Consider the following 17,618-nt stretch of genomic DNA (forward strand, 5'->3'; position numbering starts at 1 on the left):
CATTCGATTCGGATGGTGGGCCCGTGCAACCCCACGGTGCCCCGAATCCGTTGACAGTGCGTGAGACGTTCCCAAGACGCCGAGTTCGAGGCCTTCGTACGCCGCCACCGAGCACCGCTCGTCGGGACTGCCCGGCTGCTGACCGCCGGCGACGCCCATCTGGCCGAGGATCTGGTCCAGTCGACCCTGGTCAAGGTCTATCTGGCCTGGGGGCGAGCGTCCCAGCACCCCGCTGCGTACGCCCGACGGACCCTGGTCAACTGCCTGACCGACCACCGCCGGCGCCCGTTCTTCCGCCGCGAGCAGGGCGCGGTCACGCTGCCCGAGGCACCGGTCGAGGATCCGGCGATGGTCGATCCCGAGCTGGTAGCCGCGCTGGCCGAGCTCCCGCCCCGGCAGCGCGCTGCCGTCGTGCTCCGTCATGTCCACGACCTCTCGGTCGAGGAGGTCGCCGACGCGCTCAGCTGCTCGACCGGAACCGTGAAGTCCCAGACCGCACGCGGCCTGGACAAGCTCCGGGCGCTGCTCACCCCCACCCAACTGACAGGAGACTCCCGATGAACGACGTGATCGACCGCCTCGCCCGCCTGACGCCCTCGCCGACCACCTCGACAGCTGACGATGCCGATGCCGACCTTCGCCGTGGCCACCGGGCGCTCTCCCGGCGCCGGATCAAGCGCGCCGCGCTCGGCGGCGCCGCGCTGACCCTCGCGGTCGGTGGTGCCTTCAGCGGGATCGCGCTGACCTCCGGCAACGACGGCGCACCGACGGTCCAGGCCGCCGACAACGTACGCCTGGTCGACTACGACGGCACCCAGATGCCCGGCTTCACCGTGGCGAAGGTGCCCGAGGGGTTCGTGCTGCAGGGATCCGACCAGTACGTCCTCGCCGTCGCCCGCCCCGACGACGACACCACGGTCAGCGACTTCCGGGACAAGATCGTGGTGACCCTGGAGACGACGGCATCGGGGGCCCAGGACCCGGCCAACACCACCGTCGGCGGCCAGCCCGCCACCCTCGTCACCACCCCGGATGGCGCGACGATGCTCAAGTACGCCTACAACGACTTCACCGTCGTCATCCAGATGTGGAGCACCATCCACCTCACCGACGAGCAACTCGTCGAGTTCGCCGAGGGTGTCGAGGTCACCGCGGACGCCAAGCCGTCCGTCGGCTGACCCTCCTCCCGACGCTCACCCGCACAGCTAGGCTTCGCGGGTGGGCGTCAACGATCTGAACAACGACGAGTTCGAGCGGCTCTACGGGCCTTGGGCGCCGCGCACGCCGGCCGACGTGGCCGCCCTCTTCGAGGGCTATCCCGGCACCTGGTGGGTCGCGGGCGGTTGGGCGATCGAGGCGTTCACCGGCGTACGTCGTGAGCACGAGGACACCGACACCTGTGTGCTCCGCAGCGATCTCGCCGTGCTGCGCAAGCATCTGGCGGGGCGCTTCGACGTATGGGCGGCCGGCACCACGGCGCTGCGTCCGCTACTCCCGGGCGACGTTCCCGACGGCGCCGCCGACGATGTCCTCTGGGAGACCGAGGGTCAGATCTGGACGCGGCGGAGCGCTCAGGACCCGTGGGAGTACGACCTGCTGCTCAACCCCGGCACCGCCGGTGAGTGGGTCTATCGGCGTGAGGAGTCGATCCGGATGCCGATGTCCGAGGCGGTCTGGGAGCGCGACGGGATCCGCTACCTCCAGCCCGAGATCCAGCTCCTCTACAAGGCCCCAGGGCTCCGCTCGAAGGATCGTCTCGACTTCGACAACACCGTGCCGCTGCTCGACGACCGTCGGCGTCGCTGGCTGCGGCGCGCGCTCGAGCAGACCCTTCCAGACCACCCCTGGATCGCCGCCCTTTAGGAGACGGTGGTCAGCAGCTGGGTCGCGCGGGTGAGGACGACGTAGAGCGTGGCGCGGCCGGTGGCCGACTCGCGTTCGATCTCGTCGGGGCTGACCACGACGATGCCGTCGAACTCCAGGCCCTTGGTGTCCAGGCCGGTGAGGACGACGATGCGGTCCTCGCCGGAGGGCACCGAGGTCGGGTCGGCGGCAGACGCCGCAGCCGAAGGAGCGTCGGCCGCGAACTCCGACCAGGACGCGAGCCACGCGTTGACCTCGGAGCGGCGCGCGACCGGGACCACGACGCCGACGGTGCCGCTGACCTGCGACGCGATCTCGCCGACCGCCTCCCGGGTGGCCTTCTCCAGGTCGACCGTGTGCTCGATGACCCGCGGCTCGACGCCGGTGGATCGGACCGCGGTCGGTAGGTCGGCGTTGAGCCCGACCCGCTCGGCGTAGGCCGCGGCGAAGTCGTAGATCTCGGCCGAGTTGCGGTAGTTCGTGGACAGGTGGAACGCGTGGACCGGCTTGCCCTCGAGCGCCTTGGACCGGGCAGCCTCGGCCTCCTCCGCCACCGGCCACGAGGACTGGGCGGGGTCGCCGACGATGGTCCACGAAGCCGTACGTCCCCGGCGACCGACCATCCGCCACTGCATCGGCGTCAGGTCCTGGGCCTCGTCGATGAGGATGTGGGCGAACGGGTCGTCGTCGATCCGGTACGTCGGCGGGCGCCAGCCCCGACCCGAGGAGAACTCGCGGTCGGAGGCGGTCATCAGCTCGGCGATGTCGATGCCGCTCTGGTCGGCGTCCCGCTCGTCGGCGACCTGCTCGGGGATGTCGCCGATCGCGTAGCGGAGCTCGTCGAGCAGCGGAATGTCCTCGATGGCCAGGTCGGCGTCGGTCAGGCCGCGGCCGGCCCACGACTTGAGGAGCAGCTGCTGCTCGTCGTGAGTCAGGATCCCTTCGGAGACGCGAGCGAGGAACTCCGGCTCGCGGAGCCAGCCGAGCACCTCACGCGCCTCCAGCGCCGGCCACCAGGCAGCGGCGAACTCGAGGAAGGCGGGGTTGTCGAGCATCTCGTCGTTGAAGACCTCGCGACCGCGCTCGCGGCCGCGCTCACCGCGTACCTGCCGCCAGAGGATGTCGAGAAGCATCTGAGGTACGCGACGCAGCTGCTGGTTGCGCCGGCCCTGGCTCATCAGCTGGCGCCGCAGCTCACCGAGGCGCTTGCCGTCCAGCCGCAGGGAGTCGTCGCGGTAGAAGACCTTGAACTCGCGCGGGGAGCCCGGCGCCTGCTGACGCGAGGCGCGACGCAGCACCTCGGCCATCCGGACCGAGCCCTTCACGTCGGCGACGGCGGGGTCGTTGTGCCAGGTCGCGCGTACGCCGTCCACGACCTCACCCAGCGAACGCAGCGCCACCGCGGTCTCACCGAGGCTCGGCAGGACGCGTTCGATGTAGCGCATGAAGACGCCCGACGGCCCGACGATCAGCACGCCGCCGGACTCGTAGCGGCGACGCTCGGTGTAGAGCAGGTAGGCAGCCCGGTGGAGGGCCACCACGGTCTTGCCCACGCCCGGACCACCGGAGATCGTCGTGACGCCCTTGCCCGGCGCACGGATGGCCTTGTCCTGCTCGGCCTGGATGGTCGCGACGATGGAGTGCATCGTGCGGTCGCGGGCACGGCTGAGCTGGGCGATCAGCGCGCCCTCGCCGACGATCGGCAGGTCGGCACCGGAGCGATCCAGCGCCTCGGCGTCGAGCAGCTCGTCCTCGACACCGATGACGCTCTGCCCCTCGGAGCGGAGCACCCGACGCCGGATCACCGACCGCGGCTCGACCGCCGTGGCCTGGTAGAACACCGCGGCCGCCGGCGCTCGCCAGTCGATCAGCAGCGAGTCACGCTCTGCGTCGCGCAGACCGATGCGGCCGACGTAGCGCGGCTCGGTGTCGACCGACGGGTCGAGGTCGAGGCGGCCGAAGACCAACCCCTCGTGGGCGGCATCGAGCTGCGCGATGCGCCGCGCGGCCTGGAAGGCGAACGCGTCGCGCTCGACCAGACCGCCCTCATGCCCGAGGGCCCCACGTTCGCGGCCCTCGTTGGCCAGCTCGTGCGCAGCGCGCGCCGACTCTCCCAGCTGGAGGTAGACACGATCTACGAACCCCTGCTCCTGAGCGATCTCGCGCTCAGCCAGCTTGTCGTTCAACTGGATGTTCCCCCGTCACAAAGATCCACACCCGCCGTGCGCCCCCCATGGCGCACGGCAAGGAGATAACTCTACCCCCGACGTGGTGTTACGCGAGCACGGGTGCCACCAGTCGGCTACCGCTTGCGGGACAGGAACGCGGTCATCGCCTCGCGGGCCTCGTCGGAGCCGAAGAGGCGGGCGGAGAGGGCGGCCATCTCCTCGCCGCCGGCGTCGATGTGCTCGACCAGGCCGCGGACCATGAGGCGCTTGGTCTCGCGCAGCCCCTGAGGGGAGCCCTCGAGGAGGGAGGAGGTGATGGCGACGACCTCGTCGTCGAGCGAGGCGGCGGGGACGGCGGCGGTCAGGATGCCGATGCGGGCCGCCTCGGCGGCGTCGAACTTGTCGCCGGTGAGGAAGTAGCGGGAGGCGGCGCGGGAGTCGATCCGGGGCAGGATCGAGAGGGAGATCGCGGCGGGGGCCAGGCCGAGCCGGACCTCGGTGAGCGCGAACGAGACGGTGTCGGCGGCGATCGCGATGTCGGCGGCGGCGACGAGGCCGAGACCACCGGCGCGCACCGGACCCTGGACCTTCGCCACGACGGGCTTGGTCAGGGCGACGATGGTGCGCTGGAGACGTACGATCCCGCGGGTGCCCTCCTCCATCGGCACCGTCGCGGCCTCGGAGAGGTCGGCGCCGGAGCAGAAGACGGTGCCCGTGGCCTGGAGCACGACGGCCTTGACGGAGGTGTCCTTGTCGGCGGCGTGCAGCGCCTCGAACAGCTCGGTGACCAGCTGGCGGGAGAGCGCGTTGCGGTTGGCCGGCGAGTCCAGGGTGATGGTGGCGACACCATCGGCGACGTCGAGGTGGACGAGCTCTGCGTTGGTTTCAGGCGACTCAGTCATGGGGCAGACGATACGGTGCTTGACTGGAGGTGTGGACCGGGTCCTCGATGCGTTCTCCGCCATCCCGCGGGAAGGCTTCCTTCCTCGCGAGGAGCGGGGCTTCGCGGGCTTCGACGAGCCGCTTCCGATCGGTCACGGACAGACCAACTCGCAGCCGCGGACGGTGGCCGACATGCTCCATCTTCTCGAGGTCGCACCGGGCGACAAGGTGCTCGACGTCGGTTCCGGGTCGGGCTGGACCACCGCGCTGCTCGCCCACCTGACCGGCCCGGAGGGCAGCGTCATCGGAGTCGAGCTGGAACCGTCCCTGGTCAGGTTCGGCCGCCGCAACCTGGCAGCGACCGACCAGCCGTGGGCCCGCATCGAGAAGGCGAAGCCCGGGGTCCTCGGGTGGCCCGGGCAGGCTGCGTACGATCGCATCCTCGTCTCCGCCGAGGCCGAGGCCCTGCCGCGCGAGCTGATGGACCAGCTCGCCTCGCCCGGGCGGATGGTGGTCCCGGTCGCCGGGCTGATGATGCTGGTGGAGCGGAACGAGACGGGCAGGGCGCGACTCAGCAGCCACGGCTGGTATCGCTTCGTGCCGTTGCGGACGAAGCCCTAAGAGCTCGTACGCCGCTCCGTCTGATCCTCGTCGGGGTGCGGCACGGCGCGCAGCTGGCCGGGCGGCACCGGGGGCGGCGGCTTGGTCGGCGGCAGCGGCCGGCTGAACTCGTCGCGGCGACGGATCTGGCGAGCGGTCTTGCGGAGCCAGGAGGGGTCCATGACGATCTCGTGACTGTCGCCGTCCCGGCCGTCAAAGGTGACCGCGACCGTCTCGAACCCCTTGTGTCGCTGCATCAGGGCGTAGCTCGCGTAGGCGCGGCGGTCAGCCTCGGTCAGGTCCACGTCGTCGGTGAACAGGGTGAGCAGCGCGCGCGGCCACAGGTGACGGGAGTAGACGACGTTGACCTCGATCGAGATCACCACCATCAGCGCGGCGATGTAGAGGAAGGCGACGAGACCGAGAACCAGCGCGAAGGTCTGGTTCATGCCGCGGGTGGCGGCGAGCACGTGCTGGACGAACTCCGCGCCGAAGTACTGCAGCACCTGCCACAGCAACGCGAACGTGAACGCTCCCGGAAGGGCGTGGCCGAGGGCGTGGTCGCGGGTGGTGGCCATCCGGAAGACGACGCAGAGCATGCCGGTGACGATCACGACGGTGCCGAGGATCACCAGCCAGTAGCCGACATCGACCGCCTTGAACCCGAGGAAGTCGGTGCGGCTCAGCACCAGCGACAGCGCGGTGACCGAGAGGATGGCCAGACCGCCGGCGGCGAGCATGAGCATGGACCGCACTCGCAACAGGATGGGGTTGGGGCGGCTGTTGCGCGGGACCGACCACGCGGTGTTGACCGCGTTCTGCAACGAGAGGCCCAGACCGAGCGCACCGTAGAGGGCGGTGATACCACCGATGACGATCGCGCCGGTGGAGCCGGTGAGCTCCTTGCGGCCGAGCTGGTCGCCGATGATCGGGAACTGCGCCAGCGCCGTGTCGAGCACCGCCTCCTGCAGGTCAGGGTTGCCCTCCAGCACGAAACCCAGGATCGAGGAGGCGAGCAGCAGGATCGGGAAGACCGAGATGAAGGCGTAGTAGGTGATGATCGCGGCGAGGTTGTTGCCCTGATCGTCGTAGAACTTGTAGAGGACAGCCAGCGGGAACGCGACCGGCGGGAACCGGCGCTGAGCCCGATCCAATGCCGCCGCCGCTCCAGCCATAACAGTCAGGCTAACCCCTGTGCGACCCGATAGATTGAACGTCGGTCAGGTCAGCAGGCCAGCACACTCGAGGAGATGACCCACCAGATGTCGAACTTCGGCCCGCCGCCCGGGCCGCCGCCAGGCGCACCGCAGGACCCCACTCGTGGACCGGGCGAGCAGCCCCAGGCCCCGCCTTGGGCACAGCAGTCGTACGTCCCCACCGGTCCTCCGCTGGCGACCTGGGGTCGCCGAGCCGGGGGTGCGCTGATCGACGCGGCGCTGCTGGTGCCGTTCTATCTGGTCGCCGGCGTGGGCGGCGGGTTGTCGCAGGAGTCCGGCTTCTTCGTCACCATCTTCGGCCTCCTGGTCACCCTGGTCGGCTGGCTGGGGTTCATCGGCTTCGCCGTCTGGAACCACGTCCTCAAGCAGGGCCGCACCGGCTACACCATCGGCAAGGGCGTCGTCGGGATCAAGCTGGTCCGCAAAGAGTCACAGGAGACGACCGGCGTCCCGATGGCGCTGGGACGGCAACTGCTCCACGTCCTCGACGCGTTCTGCTTCATCGGCTACCTGTGGCCGCTGTGGGACGACAAGCGGCAGACCTTCGCCGACAAGATCGTCGCGACGCTGGTCCTGGTGGAGCCTCGGCCTCAGACGTGACGGGCTCAGGCGTGTGCGCTGACATTTACGTTGAGATGTGGCCATACTCGGCGCATGTCTAACTACGGCCCGCCTCCTGGCGCCCCGCAGGACCCCTCCGGCCAGCCCCTGCCGCCGACTCCGCCGCCCGCGCCGGCCTACGGTCAGCCCAGCGCTCCGCCGCCTCCGCCCGCGCAGGGATACGGCGCTCCCGCCGCTCCCACCGGCTACGGCGCCGCCCCGGCCGGTTACGGCTATGGCGCCCCGACCCCGCCGTACGCCTCCTGGGGCGCACGCGCGGGCGCCTTCATCATCGACGGACTCGTCGGCGCGGTGGCCATGATCCCGTTCTGGATCGGCTATGGCCTGCTCATCGGCGGCGCCGCCGCGGGCGGTGTCTCGGAGTACGACCCGAACACCGGCCTGTACACGGACGGCGGCGAGCCCAACGGGGCGCTCATGGCCATCGGCGGGCTCCTCATGTTCATCGGCTTCCTCGTGTCGCTTGCCTTCCTGTTCTGGAACTACGGCCTGAAGCAGGGCAAGACGGGCTACTCGATCGGCAAGGGCGTCCTCGGCATCAAGGTCGTCAAGGAGGCCGACGGCCAGGTCCTCGGCACCTGGTTCTCGATCGGGCGCTTCTTCGTCCACTACCTCGACCAGCTCGCCTGCTACATCGGCTACCTGTGGCCGCTGTGGGACGACAAGCGTCAGACCTTCGCCGACAAGATCCTCAGCACGATCGTGATCATCGAGCCGAAGAAGTAGAGCCAGACGTACGCAGCAGGGCCGGCCGCTCACGCGACCGGCCCTGTACTCATTTCGCCGTGATCAGTAGGACTTCGGGAGTCCCAGGGTGTGCATGGCGATGTAGTTGAGGATCATCTCCCGGCTGACCGGGGCGATCCGGCCCAGGCGGGCGGCCACGAGCTGGTTGGCCAGGCCGTACTCGACCGTCAGGCCGTTGCCGCCGTGGGTGTGGACCGCGGCATCGGTGGCGTTGCAGGCGACCTCGCCGGCGGCGTACTTGGCCATGTTGGCGTACTCCCCGGCACCGGCGTCGTCGCCGGCATCGTAGAGCGCGGCGGCCTTCTGCCACAGCAGGCGAGCCTGCTCCAGCTCGATCTTGACCTTCGCGAGCGGGTGCGCGATGCCCTGGTGGGAGCCGATCGGGGCGTCCTTCCAGACCGACCGGGACCCGGCGTACTCGACCGCCTTTGCCAGCGCGTAGCGCGCCATCCCGCAGGAGAGGGCGGCGCCCATGATGCGCTCGGGGTTGAGGCCGGCGAAGAGCTGCCAGATGCCGCCGTCCTCGTCGCCGACGAGGGCATCGGCGGGGAGACGTACGTCGTCGATGAAGAGGGTGAACTGCTTCTCCGGCGCCTCCCAGGCCATCGGGATGACCTGCTTGGCGAAGCCCTCGGAGTCGGTCGGGACCACGAAGAGCGCTGGCTTGAGCTTGCCGGTCTTGGCATCTTCAGTCCGGGCGACGATGAGGACCGAGTCGGCCTCGTCGACACCGGAGATGAAGGTCTTCTGGCCGTTCAGCACCCAGCTGTCGCCGTCGCGCTTGGCGGTGGTGGTGATCTTGTGGGAGTTGGAGCCGGCGTCGGCCTCGGTGATCCCGAAGGCCATCAGGTGCGAGCCGTCGGCGATGGCAGGAAGCCAGCGCTTCTTCTGCTCGTCGGTGCCGCAGCGGCCGATGATGCTGCCGCAGATCGCCGGGCTGACGACCATCATCAGCAGCGGAGCGCCGGCGGTCGCGGCCTCCTCGAGGACGGCGGCCAGGTCGCTCATGCCACCGCCACCACCGCCGTACTCCTCGGCGATGTTGACGCCGAGGAACCCGTTGCGGCCCATCTCGAGCCACATCTCGGTCATCTTGCCGCCCTCGCGGGCCTGCTTGGCGACGAAGTCGTGGCCGTACTTTCCGGCCAGCTTCGCCACGGCCTCCCGCAGCGCGGTCCGCTCCTCGGGCTCGCCGAACGGGTTGGGCACAGTTGCGGTCATGATGTCTCCTCCTCTACGACGGCGAGGACCTCGCCGGCAGCGACCTGGGTCCCTGGTTTGACGTTGATCTGAGCGAGTACGCCGTCGGTGGGCGCGGTCACCGTGTGCTGCATCTTCATCGCCTCCAGGACCAGGAGCGGCTGGCCCTCGGTGACGCTGCTGCCGGACTCGGCGAGCACGCTGATGACCGATCCCGGCATCGGCGCCAGCAGGCTTCCGGGCTGGGTCTGGCTCGCGGGGTCGGTGAACCTCGGACGTTTCCGCAGCGCGGTGTGGCCGAACGAGGAGTCGACATCGATCCGGTCGCCATCGACCGCGATCTCGTATGTCGTCCGCAGGCCGTCCCGCTCCAGCACAACCCGGCCCTGACCTGCATCGATGACCTCGAAGCCGTCGATGCGGTAGCCGTCTCGCGTGCCGTACCACTCCACGACGAGACCATCCTCGGAGTCATCCTCGAAGACCGTCCGCTGCGGCTGACTGGTGACGTTGCGCCAGGCGACCGGGAGCCCCGGGCGACGGGTCGCCTCGGCCAGCGCGACCGCTGCCGCCACGGGTGCGCCGGGGTCCTCCGTGCGCGGAAGGAATTTTTCTTCCGCGAGAAGAGACGTGCTGACCTCACCGGACCGGAACGCCTCCGACCCGAGGATCCCGATGAGCTGCTCCCGGTTGGTCACCAGACCATGGATCTTGGCCGTACGCAGCACCCCGACGAGCCGCCGGATCGCCGCGTCACGCGTGGGGGCATGCACGATCACCTTCGCCAGCATCGCGTCGTAGAAGGTGCTGACCTCCGAGCCGGACGTGTAGCCGGCGTCGATCCGGGCATCGCCCGGAAACTCGAGCGTCGTCAACGTCCCCGACTGCGGCTGATAGTCCGCGGAAGGATCCTCGGCGTACAGCCGCACCTCCACCGCATGCCCGCTGGTTGAGCCGCCGGAGCCGCTAGGCGAAGGCGTGTCGAAACCAACACCTTCAGCCACCGCGATCTGCAACTCCACCAGATCCACCCCGTGCACCAGCTCGGTCACCGGGTGCTCGACCTGCAGGCGCGTGTTCATCTCCAGGAACCAGAACCGTTCCGAGGCAGCGTCGTAGAGGAACTCGACGGTCCCCGCGCCGCGGTAGTCGATCGCCGCGGCAGCGTTCCGGGCGGCCTCGTGGAGCGCCGACCGCACCGCATCGGGCAGCAGCGGAGCCGGGGACTCCTCGACGACCTTCTGGTGGCGACGCTGCACCGAGCAGTCGCGCTCGCCGAAGACGGCGACGGTCCCGGCGCCGTCGCCGACGACCTGGACCTCGACGTGGCGGCCGGCCTCGACGTACGGCTCGACGAAGACGGTTCCGTCCCCGAAGGCGGACGCGGCCTCGGCCTCGGCCTTGGCGATCTCGGCGCCGAGAGCGTCGAGTGAGCGGACGATCCGCATCCCGCGCCCGCCCCCGCCCGCGGAGGCCTTGACCAGCAGCGGAAGGTCGGACTCGACTGGTGAAGCCGGCGCCTCCAGGACCGGGACCCCGGCGGCAGCCATGATCTTCTTGGCCTCGATCTTGGAGCCCATCTGCTCGATCGACTCGGGCGCGGGCCCGATCCAGACCAGACCGGCCGCCTCGACGGCGCGGGCGAAGTCGGCGTTCTCCGACAGGAACCCGTAGCCCGGGTGGATCGCGTCCGCACCGGCCACCTTGGCCGCCTCGATGACGAGGTCGGCGCGGAGGTACGTCTCGGCAGGGGCGTTGCCGGGGAGGCGTACGGCATGGTCCGCCTCCGCCACGAACGGCAGGTCCGCGTCGGCGTCGGAGTGCACCGCGACGGTCTCGATGCCGAGCTTGCGCGCGGTGCGGAAGACGCGCGAGGCGATCTCGGCGCGGTTGGCGACCAGGATTCGACTGATGGTCATGGCACTCACATCCTGAAGACGCCGAAGTTCATGGCGCCTTCGATCGGTCGGGTGGCGATGGCGGAGAGGCAGAGGCCGAGGACGGTGCGGGTGTCGCGCGGGTCGATGACCCCGTCGTCATAGCCGAGCCCGGAGAGGAACATCGGCAGCGACTGCTCCTCGACCATCCCCTCGACCATCTCCTTGACGCCCTTGAACCCGTCGGCGTCGAAGACCTCGCCCTTCTTCTCCGCAGACTCGCGGGCGACGATCTCCATCACGCCGGCGAGCTGGGCCGGCCCCATGACCGCGGACTTGGCAGAGGGCCAGGTGAACAGGAAGCGGGGGTCGTACGCGCGCCCGTTCATGCCGTAGTTGCCGGCGCCGTAGCTCGCGCCCATGATCACGGTCAGGTGCGGGACGGTGGAGTTGGAGACCGCGTTGATCATCAGGGCGCCGTGCTTGATGATGCCGCCCTGCTCGTACTCCGTGCCGACCATGTAGCCGGTCGTGTTGTGCAGGAACAGCAGCGGGGTGTCCTTCTGGTTGGCGAGCTGGATGAACTGCGCCGCCTTCTGGGCCTCCTCGCTCATCAGTACGCCGCGGGCGTTGGCGAGGATGCCGATCTCGTAGCCGTGCAGCCGCGCCCAGCCGACGCAGAGGCTCGGTCCATAGAGGGGCTTGAACTCGTCGAACGCGCTGTCCTGACGGTCTTTGGCGTTGTCGGGTCCCGTCCCGTCGACGATCCGCAGGATCGCCTCGCGCGGGTCGAAGGGCTCCTTGAGGTCGGTCGGAATCAGGTCGAGCAGGCCGTCGGGATCGAGCTCGGGCTCGTAGCTCGCCTTCGGCTCGGGACCGTGCTTGCGCCAGTTGAGCCTGGCCACCACGCGTCGCGCCTGCCGGATGGCATCGTGCTCGTCGACGGCGAGGAAGTCGGAGGAGCCGGAGATGCGCGAGTGCATCTCGGCGCCGCCCAGCGACTCGTCGTCGGTGTCCTCGCCGGTGGCCATCTTCACCAGCGGCGGGCCGGCCAGGAAGACCTTCGCGCCCTCCTTGACCATGATCACGTAGTCGCTCATGCCCGGGACGTACGCACCACCGGCCGTGGAGTTGCCGAAGACCACCGAGATGGTCGGCTGCTTGCGGGCGGAGGCTCTGGTGAGGTCGCGGAATCCCTTGCCGCCGGGGATGAAGATGTCCTTCTGGGTCGGCAGGTCGGCGCCGCCGGACTCGGTCAGGTTGATCGTCGGGAGACCGTTCTTCTCCGCGATCTCCGCGGCCCGGAAGGAGCGCTTGAGGGAGTAGGGGTTGAGCGCGCCACCCTTCACCGTCGGGTCGTTGGCGACGATCATGCACTCGACGCCCTCGACCACACCGATGCCGGTGATGATCGAGCCACCGACCGGGAAGTCGCTGCCCCAGCCGATCAGCGGCTGGGTCTCGAGGAACGGGCTGCCCTCGTCCAGGAGCAGCTCGATCCGCTCGCGGGCGAGGAGCTTGCCGCGGGCCTTGTGGCGGGCGACGTACTTCTCGCCGCCGCCGGCCGCCGCTTTCGCGTGCTCGGCGTCGAGCGCCTCGATCTTCTCGAGGAGGGCTTCTCTGTTGTCGCTCATCGGGCCCGCCTCATCGGTCCAGTCCCAGCAACTTGGCCGCCAGATCCGTCATCACTTCGGTGGCTCCTCCTCCGATCGGCAGGATCCGGGCGTCGCGGTAGTGCCGCTCGACCTCGGTCCCGTGCATGTATCCCGTCCCGCCGTGGAGCTGGACGGCCTGGTCGACGACCCAGGTGCAGGCCTCGACCGCTGTCTGCTTGGCCAGCGCCGCCTCGGCGATCGTGGCCTGGGTCGACCCCTCACGGTCGTAGCGTGCGACCACGGCGTGGGTGTAGGCCTTGGCCACCTCGACCTGCCGGTGCATCTCGACCAGCTTGTGGCGTACGACCTGGCGCTTGATCAGGGGCTCACCGAAGGTCTCGCGCTGACGGCAGAAGTCGGCGGTGAGCGCCAGGCATCGGGCGGCGGTGCCGTAGCCCTGCACGGCCAGCGCGATCCGCTCGGTCACGAACGCCTCGGCGATGTAGATGAACCCGGCGTTCTCGTCGCCGACGAGGTTGGCGGCGGGGACACGTACGTCCTCGAAGGCGAGCTCCGCGGTGTCGGAGCAGTGCCAGCCCATCTTGGCCAGCTTGCGCGTGACCGTGAATCCGGGGGTGTCCTTGTCGATCACCAGCAGGCTGATGCCGCCGGCGCCGGGACCGCCGGTGCGGACCGCGGTGGTGACGAAGTCGGCGCGTACGCCGCTGGTGATGAACGTCTTGGCGCCGTTGACCACGAACTCGTCGCCGTCGCGGACCGCGGTGGTGCGCAGGTGGGAGACGTCGGAGCCGCCGTCGGGCTCGGTGATGGCGAGGCTGCCGATCTTCTCGCCGGCCAGCGTGGGCTTCACGTAGGTGTCGATGAGGTGCGGCGAGCCGTGCTTGGCGATGTGCGGCAGCGCGATCCCGTGGGTGAACAGGCCCGCGAGCAGGCCGGAGGAGGCGCCCTCGGACATCATTCCCTCGGTCACCGCGACCGTGTCGGCCAGTCCGCCGCCCTCGCCGCCGGCCTCCTCGGGGAACCCGATCCCGAGCAGGCCCTGCTTGGCGGCGGCCTTGTGGACCTCCCGAGGAATCTCCTGGTTGTCCTCCCAAACCTGTAGGTCAGGGAAGACCTCACGGCGGACGAACTCGGCGCCCAGCTGGAACAGATCCTCGCTCACAGAAGCCCCTCCGGAATGTCTACAAATCGGCTTCGGGCCCACTCGCCCAGGCCCTTCGCCTGCGGGTCGAAGCGGGTGGACGCCGCCACCCCTTCGCCCAGCAGGTCGTGGATGACGATGTTCACCCCGCGCAGGTGTGGCAGCGGCGTGATGTCGATGGCGAGGTCCTCGGCCTCGGGCAGCAGCTCCCGTACCCACTCCGGGGTGACGGTGTCCAGCAGCCACTCGACGGCCGCGTCCGGCTTCCCCTGCGGAACCCAGAGCCCGAGGTTGGCGTCGCCACCCTTGTCGCCGGATCGCGCATAGACCAGCTCCCCCAGTTCTCGCCGAGACGTCGCCCCGGTCGGCCGAGGCGTCGCTCCCGTCGGTCGAGAGGTCACCTTGTCCGACGCACGTGACGTCTCGGCCGACGCGCGTGACGCCTCGGCATACGCCAAGGGAGCCGGAACCTCGTAGGTCGAGCCGTCGGGGAGGTGGACGGTCTCCGGAGCGCGGTCGCGCCGGACGTACGCAGCCTTGTAGATCCCGAACGGAGACGGCCGCCCCGGGGGCGCGGTGACGTGGAAGCCCGGGTAGGTGGCGAGCGCCAGCTCGATGGCCGGGGCCGTCAGCGCACGGCCGACCGCGTCGGCGTCCGCCGCCCGCGCGGAGAGCCGCAGGATGCAGGCGGCTCCCTCCTCGGTAGGCGAGTCGGGTGCGGGGATGCGGTAGGTGGACCAGGTGTAGTCCGGTCCGATCGGGAGCTCGGCGTCGAGCTGGTCGCGCAGCCAGGCGGCCTTGGCCTCGATGTCGGGACCGGTGAGCACGAACTCGACGGAGTTGCGGTAGCCCCCCAGCGAGTTGACCGCGACCTTGAGGGTCGCCGGCGGCGGGGTGCCCGCCACGCCCGTGATCGCGACCCGGTCGATCCCGACCTCCTCCAGACGGATCGAGGTCAGGTCGGTCGTCACGTCGGGACCGAGGTAGAGCGGACCCTGGATCTCGTAGAGCAGCTGCGCGGTGACCGTGTCGACCGTGACCGTGCCGCCGGTCTCGTCCTGCTTGGTGATGATCGAGGAGCCGTCGACGGCGATCTCGGCGACCGGGAAGCCCAGCGGGCGCGCCCGAGCCTGCGGTGACATGGTCAGGAACCCGGAGAAGTTGCCGCCGGTGGCCTGGGTGCCGCACTCGATGACGTGCCCGGCGACCACGGCGCCGGCGAGCTCGTCGTAGGAGTCGCGCTTCCAGCCGTGGTGGGCGATCGCCGGCCCGACGACGACCGACGCATCGGTCACCCGGCCGGTGACGACGATGTCGGCGCCGGCGTCGAGCGCGTGCGCGATCCCGAAGGCACCGAGATAGGCGTTGGCGGTCATGGCGTCGGGGTGGGAGTCGAGCCGACCCCGGAGGTCGTCACCGTCGACATAGGCCACCTTGGCGCTCGTCCCCAGCGCCTCGATAGCGGCAGCGAGACCGGCGGGATTGAGACCGCCGGCGTTGGAGACGATCTTGACGTCTCGCTGCAGCGCGAGGTCGATGCTGTCGGCGACCTGGCGCAGGAAGGTCTTGGCGTAGCCCGTCGTCGGGTCCTTGAGGGTGTCCTTGCCCAGGATGAGCATGGTGAGCTCGGCGAGGTAGTCGCCGGTGAGCACGTCGAGCCGACCGCCCTCGAGCATGTCGCGCATCGCCGAGAACCGGTCACCGTAGAAGCCGGAGCAGTTGCCGATCGTGATCATCGCGCGTCCCCTTCCGGGCCACGTCCGGAGCCGGCGGGGCCGGCGAACGCCTGGGCGATGCTCAGCCACTTCTCGGCGTCGTCCCCGGTCGCCTCCAGCGCGGTGTCATCGCGGTGGATGCGCTGGGTGACGAGACGCGCGAAGTCGTACGCCGGGCCTCGGACGCTCTGCGCCGCATCCTCAGGTCCCCACTCCCAGACCTCACCGGACGGCGCAGTCAGCTCGATCCGGAACGGGGAGCTCGGCGGGGTCAGACCGTGGACGCCGTAGGAGAAGTCGCGGGTGCGGGTGCCGAGGTGGCAGACGTGCTTGATGCGGTCGCTGGGTTCGTAGGTGAGACCGAGCGCCTCACGTACGTCCAGCCCGTGGGCCCAGGTCTCCATGAACCGCGCGGTCGCCATCGAGGCCGGCGACATCGGCGGCCCGAACCAGGGCAGCTTCTGCCCGTTCGGGACGTTCGCGAGTGCTCCGGCGAGCTCGCCGCGCACGCCGTCCCAGTGCTCCAACAGGTCGGTCGCCGGCATCGTGGCCAGCGCCAGTGCGGCCTCGTCGACGTAGCCCTCGGGGTTCTTGAGCGCCTCGGTGACCAACTCGTCCCAGGCGGTCGCGTCACCCGCCACCCACTCGGTCGCGGCGAGCGCGGCCTCGTCGGTCCAGGCCAGGTGAGCGATCTGGGCGGCGACGTCCCAGCCCGCTGCCGGCGTCGGCTCGCGCCAGCCCGCCTCGCTCAGGCCCGCCACCACCTGGCGCAGCTCGAACCCCTCCATGGAGAGGTCCTCGAGAAGTGAATCCAGCAGGCTCATCGCAGCTCTCTTTCCAGAACCTCGGCCCAGTGGTCGAGGATCCGCTCGCGTCGGGCGGCGTCGTCGGTAATCGTGTCAGCCAGAGCCAGGCCGCGGACGAGATCGAGCGTGGCCTGCACGAGCTCGCGCACCCCCGGCTTCGACTCGTCCACGTCGAGCAGCTCGACCGTGGCCCGGTGGAGCTCACGGCCGATGCGCTGCTCGAGCGGACCCACCGCCGCGGCCAGCTGCTCGTCGGTGCGGGCCGCGACCCACAGCTCCAGGGCCGCGGCGAAGACCGGGGAGGTGACCTGCTCGGCGAGCATGGCGAGCACGTGCCGCGTACGCTGCCCGCCCTCCGGCAGCGCCCCGGCGGCCTCCTTCAGCGACTCGCCGCGGGCTTCGGTGATGTGCTCGACCGCCGCCACGACCAGGTCGTTCTTGGCCGGGAAGTGGTGCAGCTGCGCCCCACGGGAGACCCCGGCACGCTGGGAGACGAGCGTGGTCGACGTGCCGGCGAAGCCGCGCTCCGCCAGCAGCTCGACAGTGGCGTCGAGGAGGCGGGCCCGCATCGCGCGGGTGCGCTGTTCCTGAGGTACGCGGGTGGCCTGGCTCACAGGCACGCACTCTGCCGCGCCAGAAACAAACAGTCAACCCTGACTGTATATTTCTGAGACGACGGACGCCGCAGGCGGAAGCAGAACGTCCGGAACCGCTCGTAACGTCGGTCCCATGGCTATCGCACGCAACCCGAACCTCTGCATCGACTGTCCTGACCCGGTGACCCTGGCCAGGTTCTACGCCGACCTCCTCGGGTGGGAGGTGAAGGTCAACGACCCGGAGTGGACCGAGGCGTACGGCGAGGACGGCAACATCGCCTTCCAGGCCGTCGAGAACTACCGGGCCCCCGAATGGCCGGGACAAGACGTACCTCAGCAGACCCATCTCGACTTCGACGTCGATGACCTCGACGTCGGCGAGAAGGCGGTCCTCGAACTGGGGGCCACCAAGGCCGCTCATCAGCCCGGTGAGACCTTCCGCGTCTTCCTCGACCCCGCCGGCCACCCGTTCTGCCTCTGCCAGGCCTGACGCACCCGCCCCGCCGAGTCGGCACAAATGGCGAGCCGAAAAGGCAGTTGTGGGCGACGAAACTCGAGTTTCGTCGCCC

General features: G+C 69.8%; 17 protein-coding genes. 7 read left to right on the forward strand and 10 right to left on the reverse strand.

The features are described from left to right. Positions 1–60 precede the first annotated feature (60 nt). From ABZY89_RS22900 to ABZY89_RS22910, 3 genes are read left to right on the forward strand one after another with little or no spacing between them, the layout of a single operon-like run. Positions 61–561, forward strand: coding sequence for a SigE family RNA polymerase sigma factor (locus ABZY89_RS22900; protein ID WP_355230913.1), 501 nt, complete (start codon positions 61–63; stop codon positions 559–561). After that, a complete protein-coding gene (locus ABZY89_RS22905) occupies positions 558–1,178 on the forward strand; it encodes a hypothetical protein (RefSeq protein ID WP_355230915.1) in 621 nt (206 codons plus the stop codon). Before ABZY89_RS22900 ends, ABZY89_RS22905 begins: the two co-directional genes overlap by 4 nt. 40 nt (positions 1,179–1,218) lie before the next feature. Next, positions 1,219–1,863 (forward strand): hypothetical protein, encoded by a 645-nt coding sequence (locus ABZY89_RS22910; RefSeq protein WP_355230917.1) that lies wholly within the window; start codon positions 1,219–1,221, stop codon positions 1,861–1,863. Here the strand turns inward: ABZY89_RS22910 and ABZY89_RS22915 are convergent. Both ABZY89_RS22915 and ABZY89_RS22920 read right to left on the reverse strand, forming a co-directional pair. Continuing rightward, positions 1,860–4,049 (reverse strand): UvrD-helicase domain-containing protein, encoded by a 2,190-nt coding sequence (locus ABZY89_RS22915; RefSeq protein WP_355230918.1) that lies wholly within the window; start codon positions 4,047–4,049, stop codon positions 1,860–1,862. The two genes, ABZY89_RS22910 and ABZY89_RS22915, sit on opposite strands and share 4 nt — an antisense overlap. A gap of 116 nt (positions 4,050–4,165) precedes the next feature. Then, positions 4,166–4,933, reverse strand: a complete 768-nt coding sequence (locus ABZY89_RS22920) for an enoyl-CoA hydratase family protein (RefSeq protein WP_355230920.1) — start codon at positions 4,931–4,933, stop codon at positions 4,166–4,168. A 19-nt stretch (positions 4,934–4,952) separates the two neighbouring features. Between ABZY89_RS22920 and ABZY89_RS22925 the strand changes: the two genes are divergently transcribed. Next, a complete protein-coding gene (locus ABZY89_RS22925; protein ID WP_355230921.1) occupies positions 4,953–5,534 on the forward strand; it encodes a protein-L-isoaspartate O-methyltransferase in 582 nt (193 codons plus the stop codon). Here ABZY89_RS22925 and ABZY89_RS22930 read toward each other — a convergent pair. Further along, positions 5,531–6,688: a YihY/virulence factor BrkB family protein gene (locus ABZY89_RS22930; protein WP_355230923.1), complete on the reverse strand. Its 1,158-nt coding sequence runs from the start codon at positions 6,686–6,688 to the stop codon at positions 5,531–5,533. The two genes, ABZY89_RS22925 and ABZY89_RS22930, sit on opposite strands and share 4 nt — an antisense overlap. A 75-nt stretch (positions 6,689–6,763) precedes the next feature. On the opposite strand from ABZY89_RS22930, the gene ABZY89_RS22935 reads away from it, so the two are divergent. Further along, complete coding sequence (locus tag ABZY89_RS22935; RefSeq protein WP_355230925.1) at positions 6,764–7,330, forward strand: RDD family protein; 567 nt, start codon at positions 6,764–6,766, stop codon at positions 7,328–7,330. Positions 7,331–7,384: 54 nt separating this feature from the next. Next, the gene (locus tag ABZY89_RS22940; RefSeq protein WP_355230927.1) at positions 7,385–8,077 is read left to right on the forward strand and encodes an RDD family protein; all 693 of its coding nucleotides are present in this window, start codon (positions 7,385–7,387) and stop codon (positions 8,075–8,077) included. Positions 8,078–8,140: 63 nt separating this feature from the next. On the opposite strand, the gene ABZY89_RS22945 is transcribed toward ABZY89_RS22940, so the two are convergent. From ABZY89_RS22945 to ABZY89_RS22975, 7 genes are read right to left on the reverse strand one after another with little or no spacing between them, the layout of a single operon-like run. Beyond that, on the reverse strand, positions 8,141–9,319 hold the full coding sequence (locus ABZY89_RS22945) for an acyl-CoA dehydrogenase (RefSeq protein ID WP_355230929.1): 1,179 nt from the start codon (positions 9,317–9,319) through the stop codon (positions 8,141–8,143). Beyond that, positions 9,316–11,217 carry a biotin carboxylase N-terminal domain-containing protein gene (locus ABZY89_RS22950; RefSeq protein ID WP_355230930.1) on the reverse strand — a complete coding sequence of 634 codons (1,902 nt, stop codon included), beginning with the start codon at positions 11,215–11,217 and terminating at the stop codon, positions 9,316–9,318. The genes ABZY89_RS22945 and ABZY89_RS22950 overlap by 4 nt, the downstream gene beginning before the upstream one ends. 5 nt (positions 11,218–11,222) lie before the next feature. Next, entirely contained in the window at positions 11,223–12,809 is a 1,587-nt protein-coding gene (locus ABZY89_RS22955) for an acyl-CoA carboxylase subunit beta (protein WP_355230932.1), read from the reverse strand. A 10-nt stretch (positions 12,810–12,819) separates the two neighbouring features. After that, entirely contained in the window at positions 12,820–13,953 is a 1,134-nt protein-coding gene (locus ABZY89_RS22960; protein WP_355230934.1) for an acyl-CoA dehydrogenase family protein, read from the reverse strand. Then, complete coding sequence (locus ABZY89_RS22965; RefSeq protein WP_355230936.1) at positions 13,950–15,668, reverse strand: acyclic terpene utilization AtuA family protein; 1,719 nt, start codon at positions 15,666–15,668, stop codon at positions 13,950–13,952. The genes ABZY89_RS22960 and ABZY89_RS22965 overlap by 4 nt, the downstream gene beginning before the upstream one ends. Further along, the gene (locus tag ABZY89_RS22970) at positions 15,665–16,471 is read right to left on the reverse strand and encodes a TIGR03084 family metal-binding protein (protein WP_355230938.1); all 807 of its coding nucleotides are present in this window, start codon (positions 16,469–16,471) and stop codon (positions 15,665–15,667) included. The genes ABZY89_RS22965 and ABZY89_RS22970 overlap by 4 nt, the downstream gene beginning before the upstream one ends. Then, positions 16,468–17,067, reverse strand: coding sequence for a TetR/AcrR family transcriptional regulator (locus ABZY89_RS22975; protein ID WP_355230940.1), 600 nt, complete (start codon positions 17,065–17,067; stop codon positions 16,468–16,470). The genes ABZY89_RS22970 and ABZY89_RS22975 overlap by 4 nt, the downstream gene beginning before the upstream one ends. A gap of 115 nt (positions 17,068–17,182) precedes the next feature. Here ABZY89_RS22975 and ABZY89_RS22980 point away from each other — a divergent pair, with 115 nt between their 5' ends. Next, positions 17,183–17,539: a VOC family protein gene (locus ABZY89_RS22980; RefSeq protein WP_355230942.1), complete on the forward strand. Its 357-nt coding sequence runs from the start codon at positions 17,183–17,185 to the stop codon at positions 17,537–17,539. Positions 17,540–17,618 lie beyond the last annotated feature (79 nt).

This window comes from Nocardioides sp. NPDC006303 (assembly GCF_040613175.1).
GTDB lineage: Bacteria > Actinomycetota > Actinomycetes > Propionibacteriales > Nocardioidaceae > Nocardioides.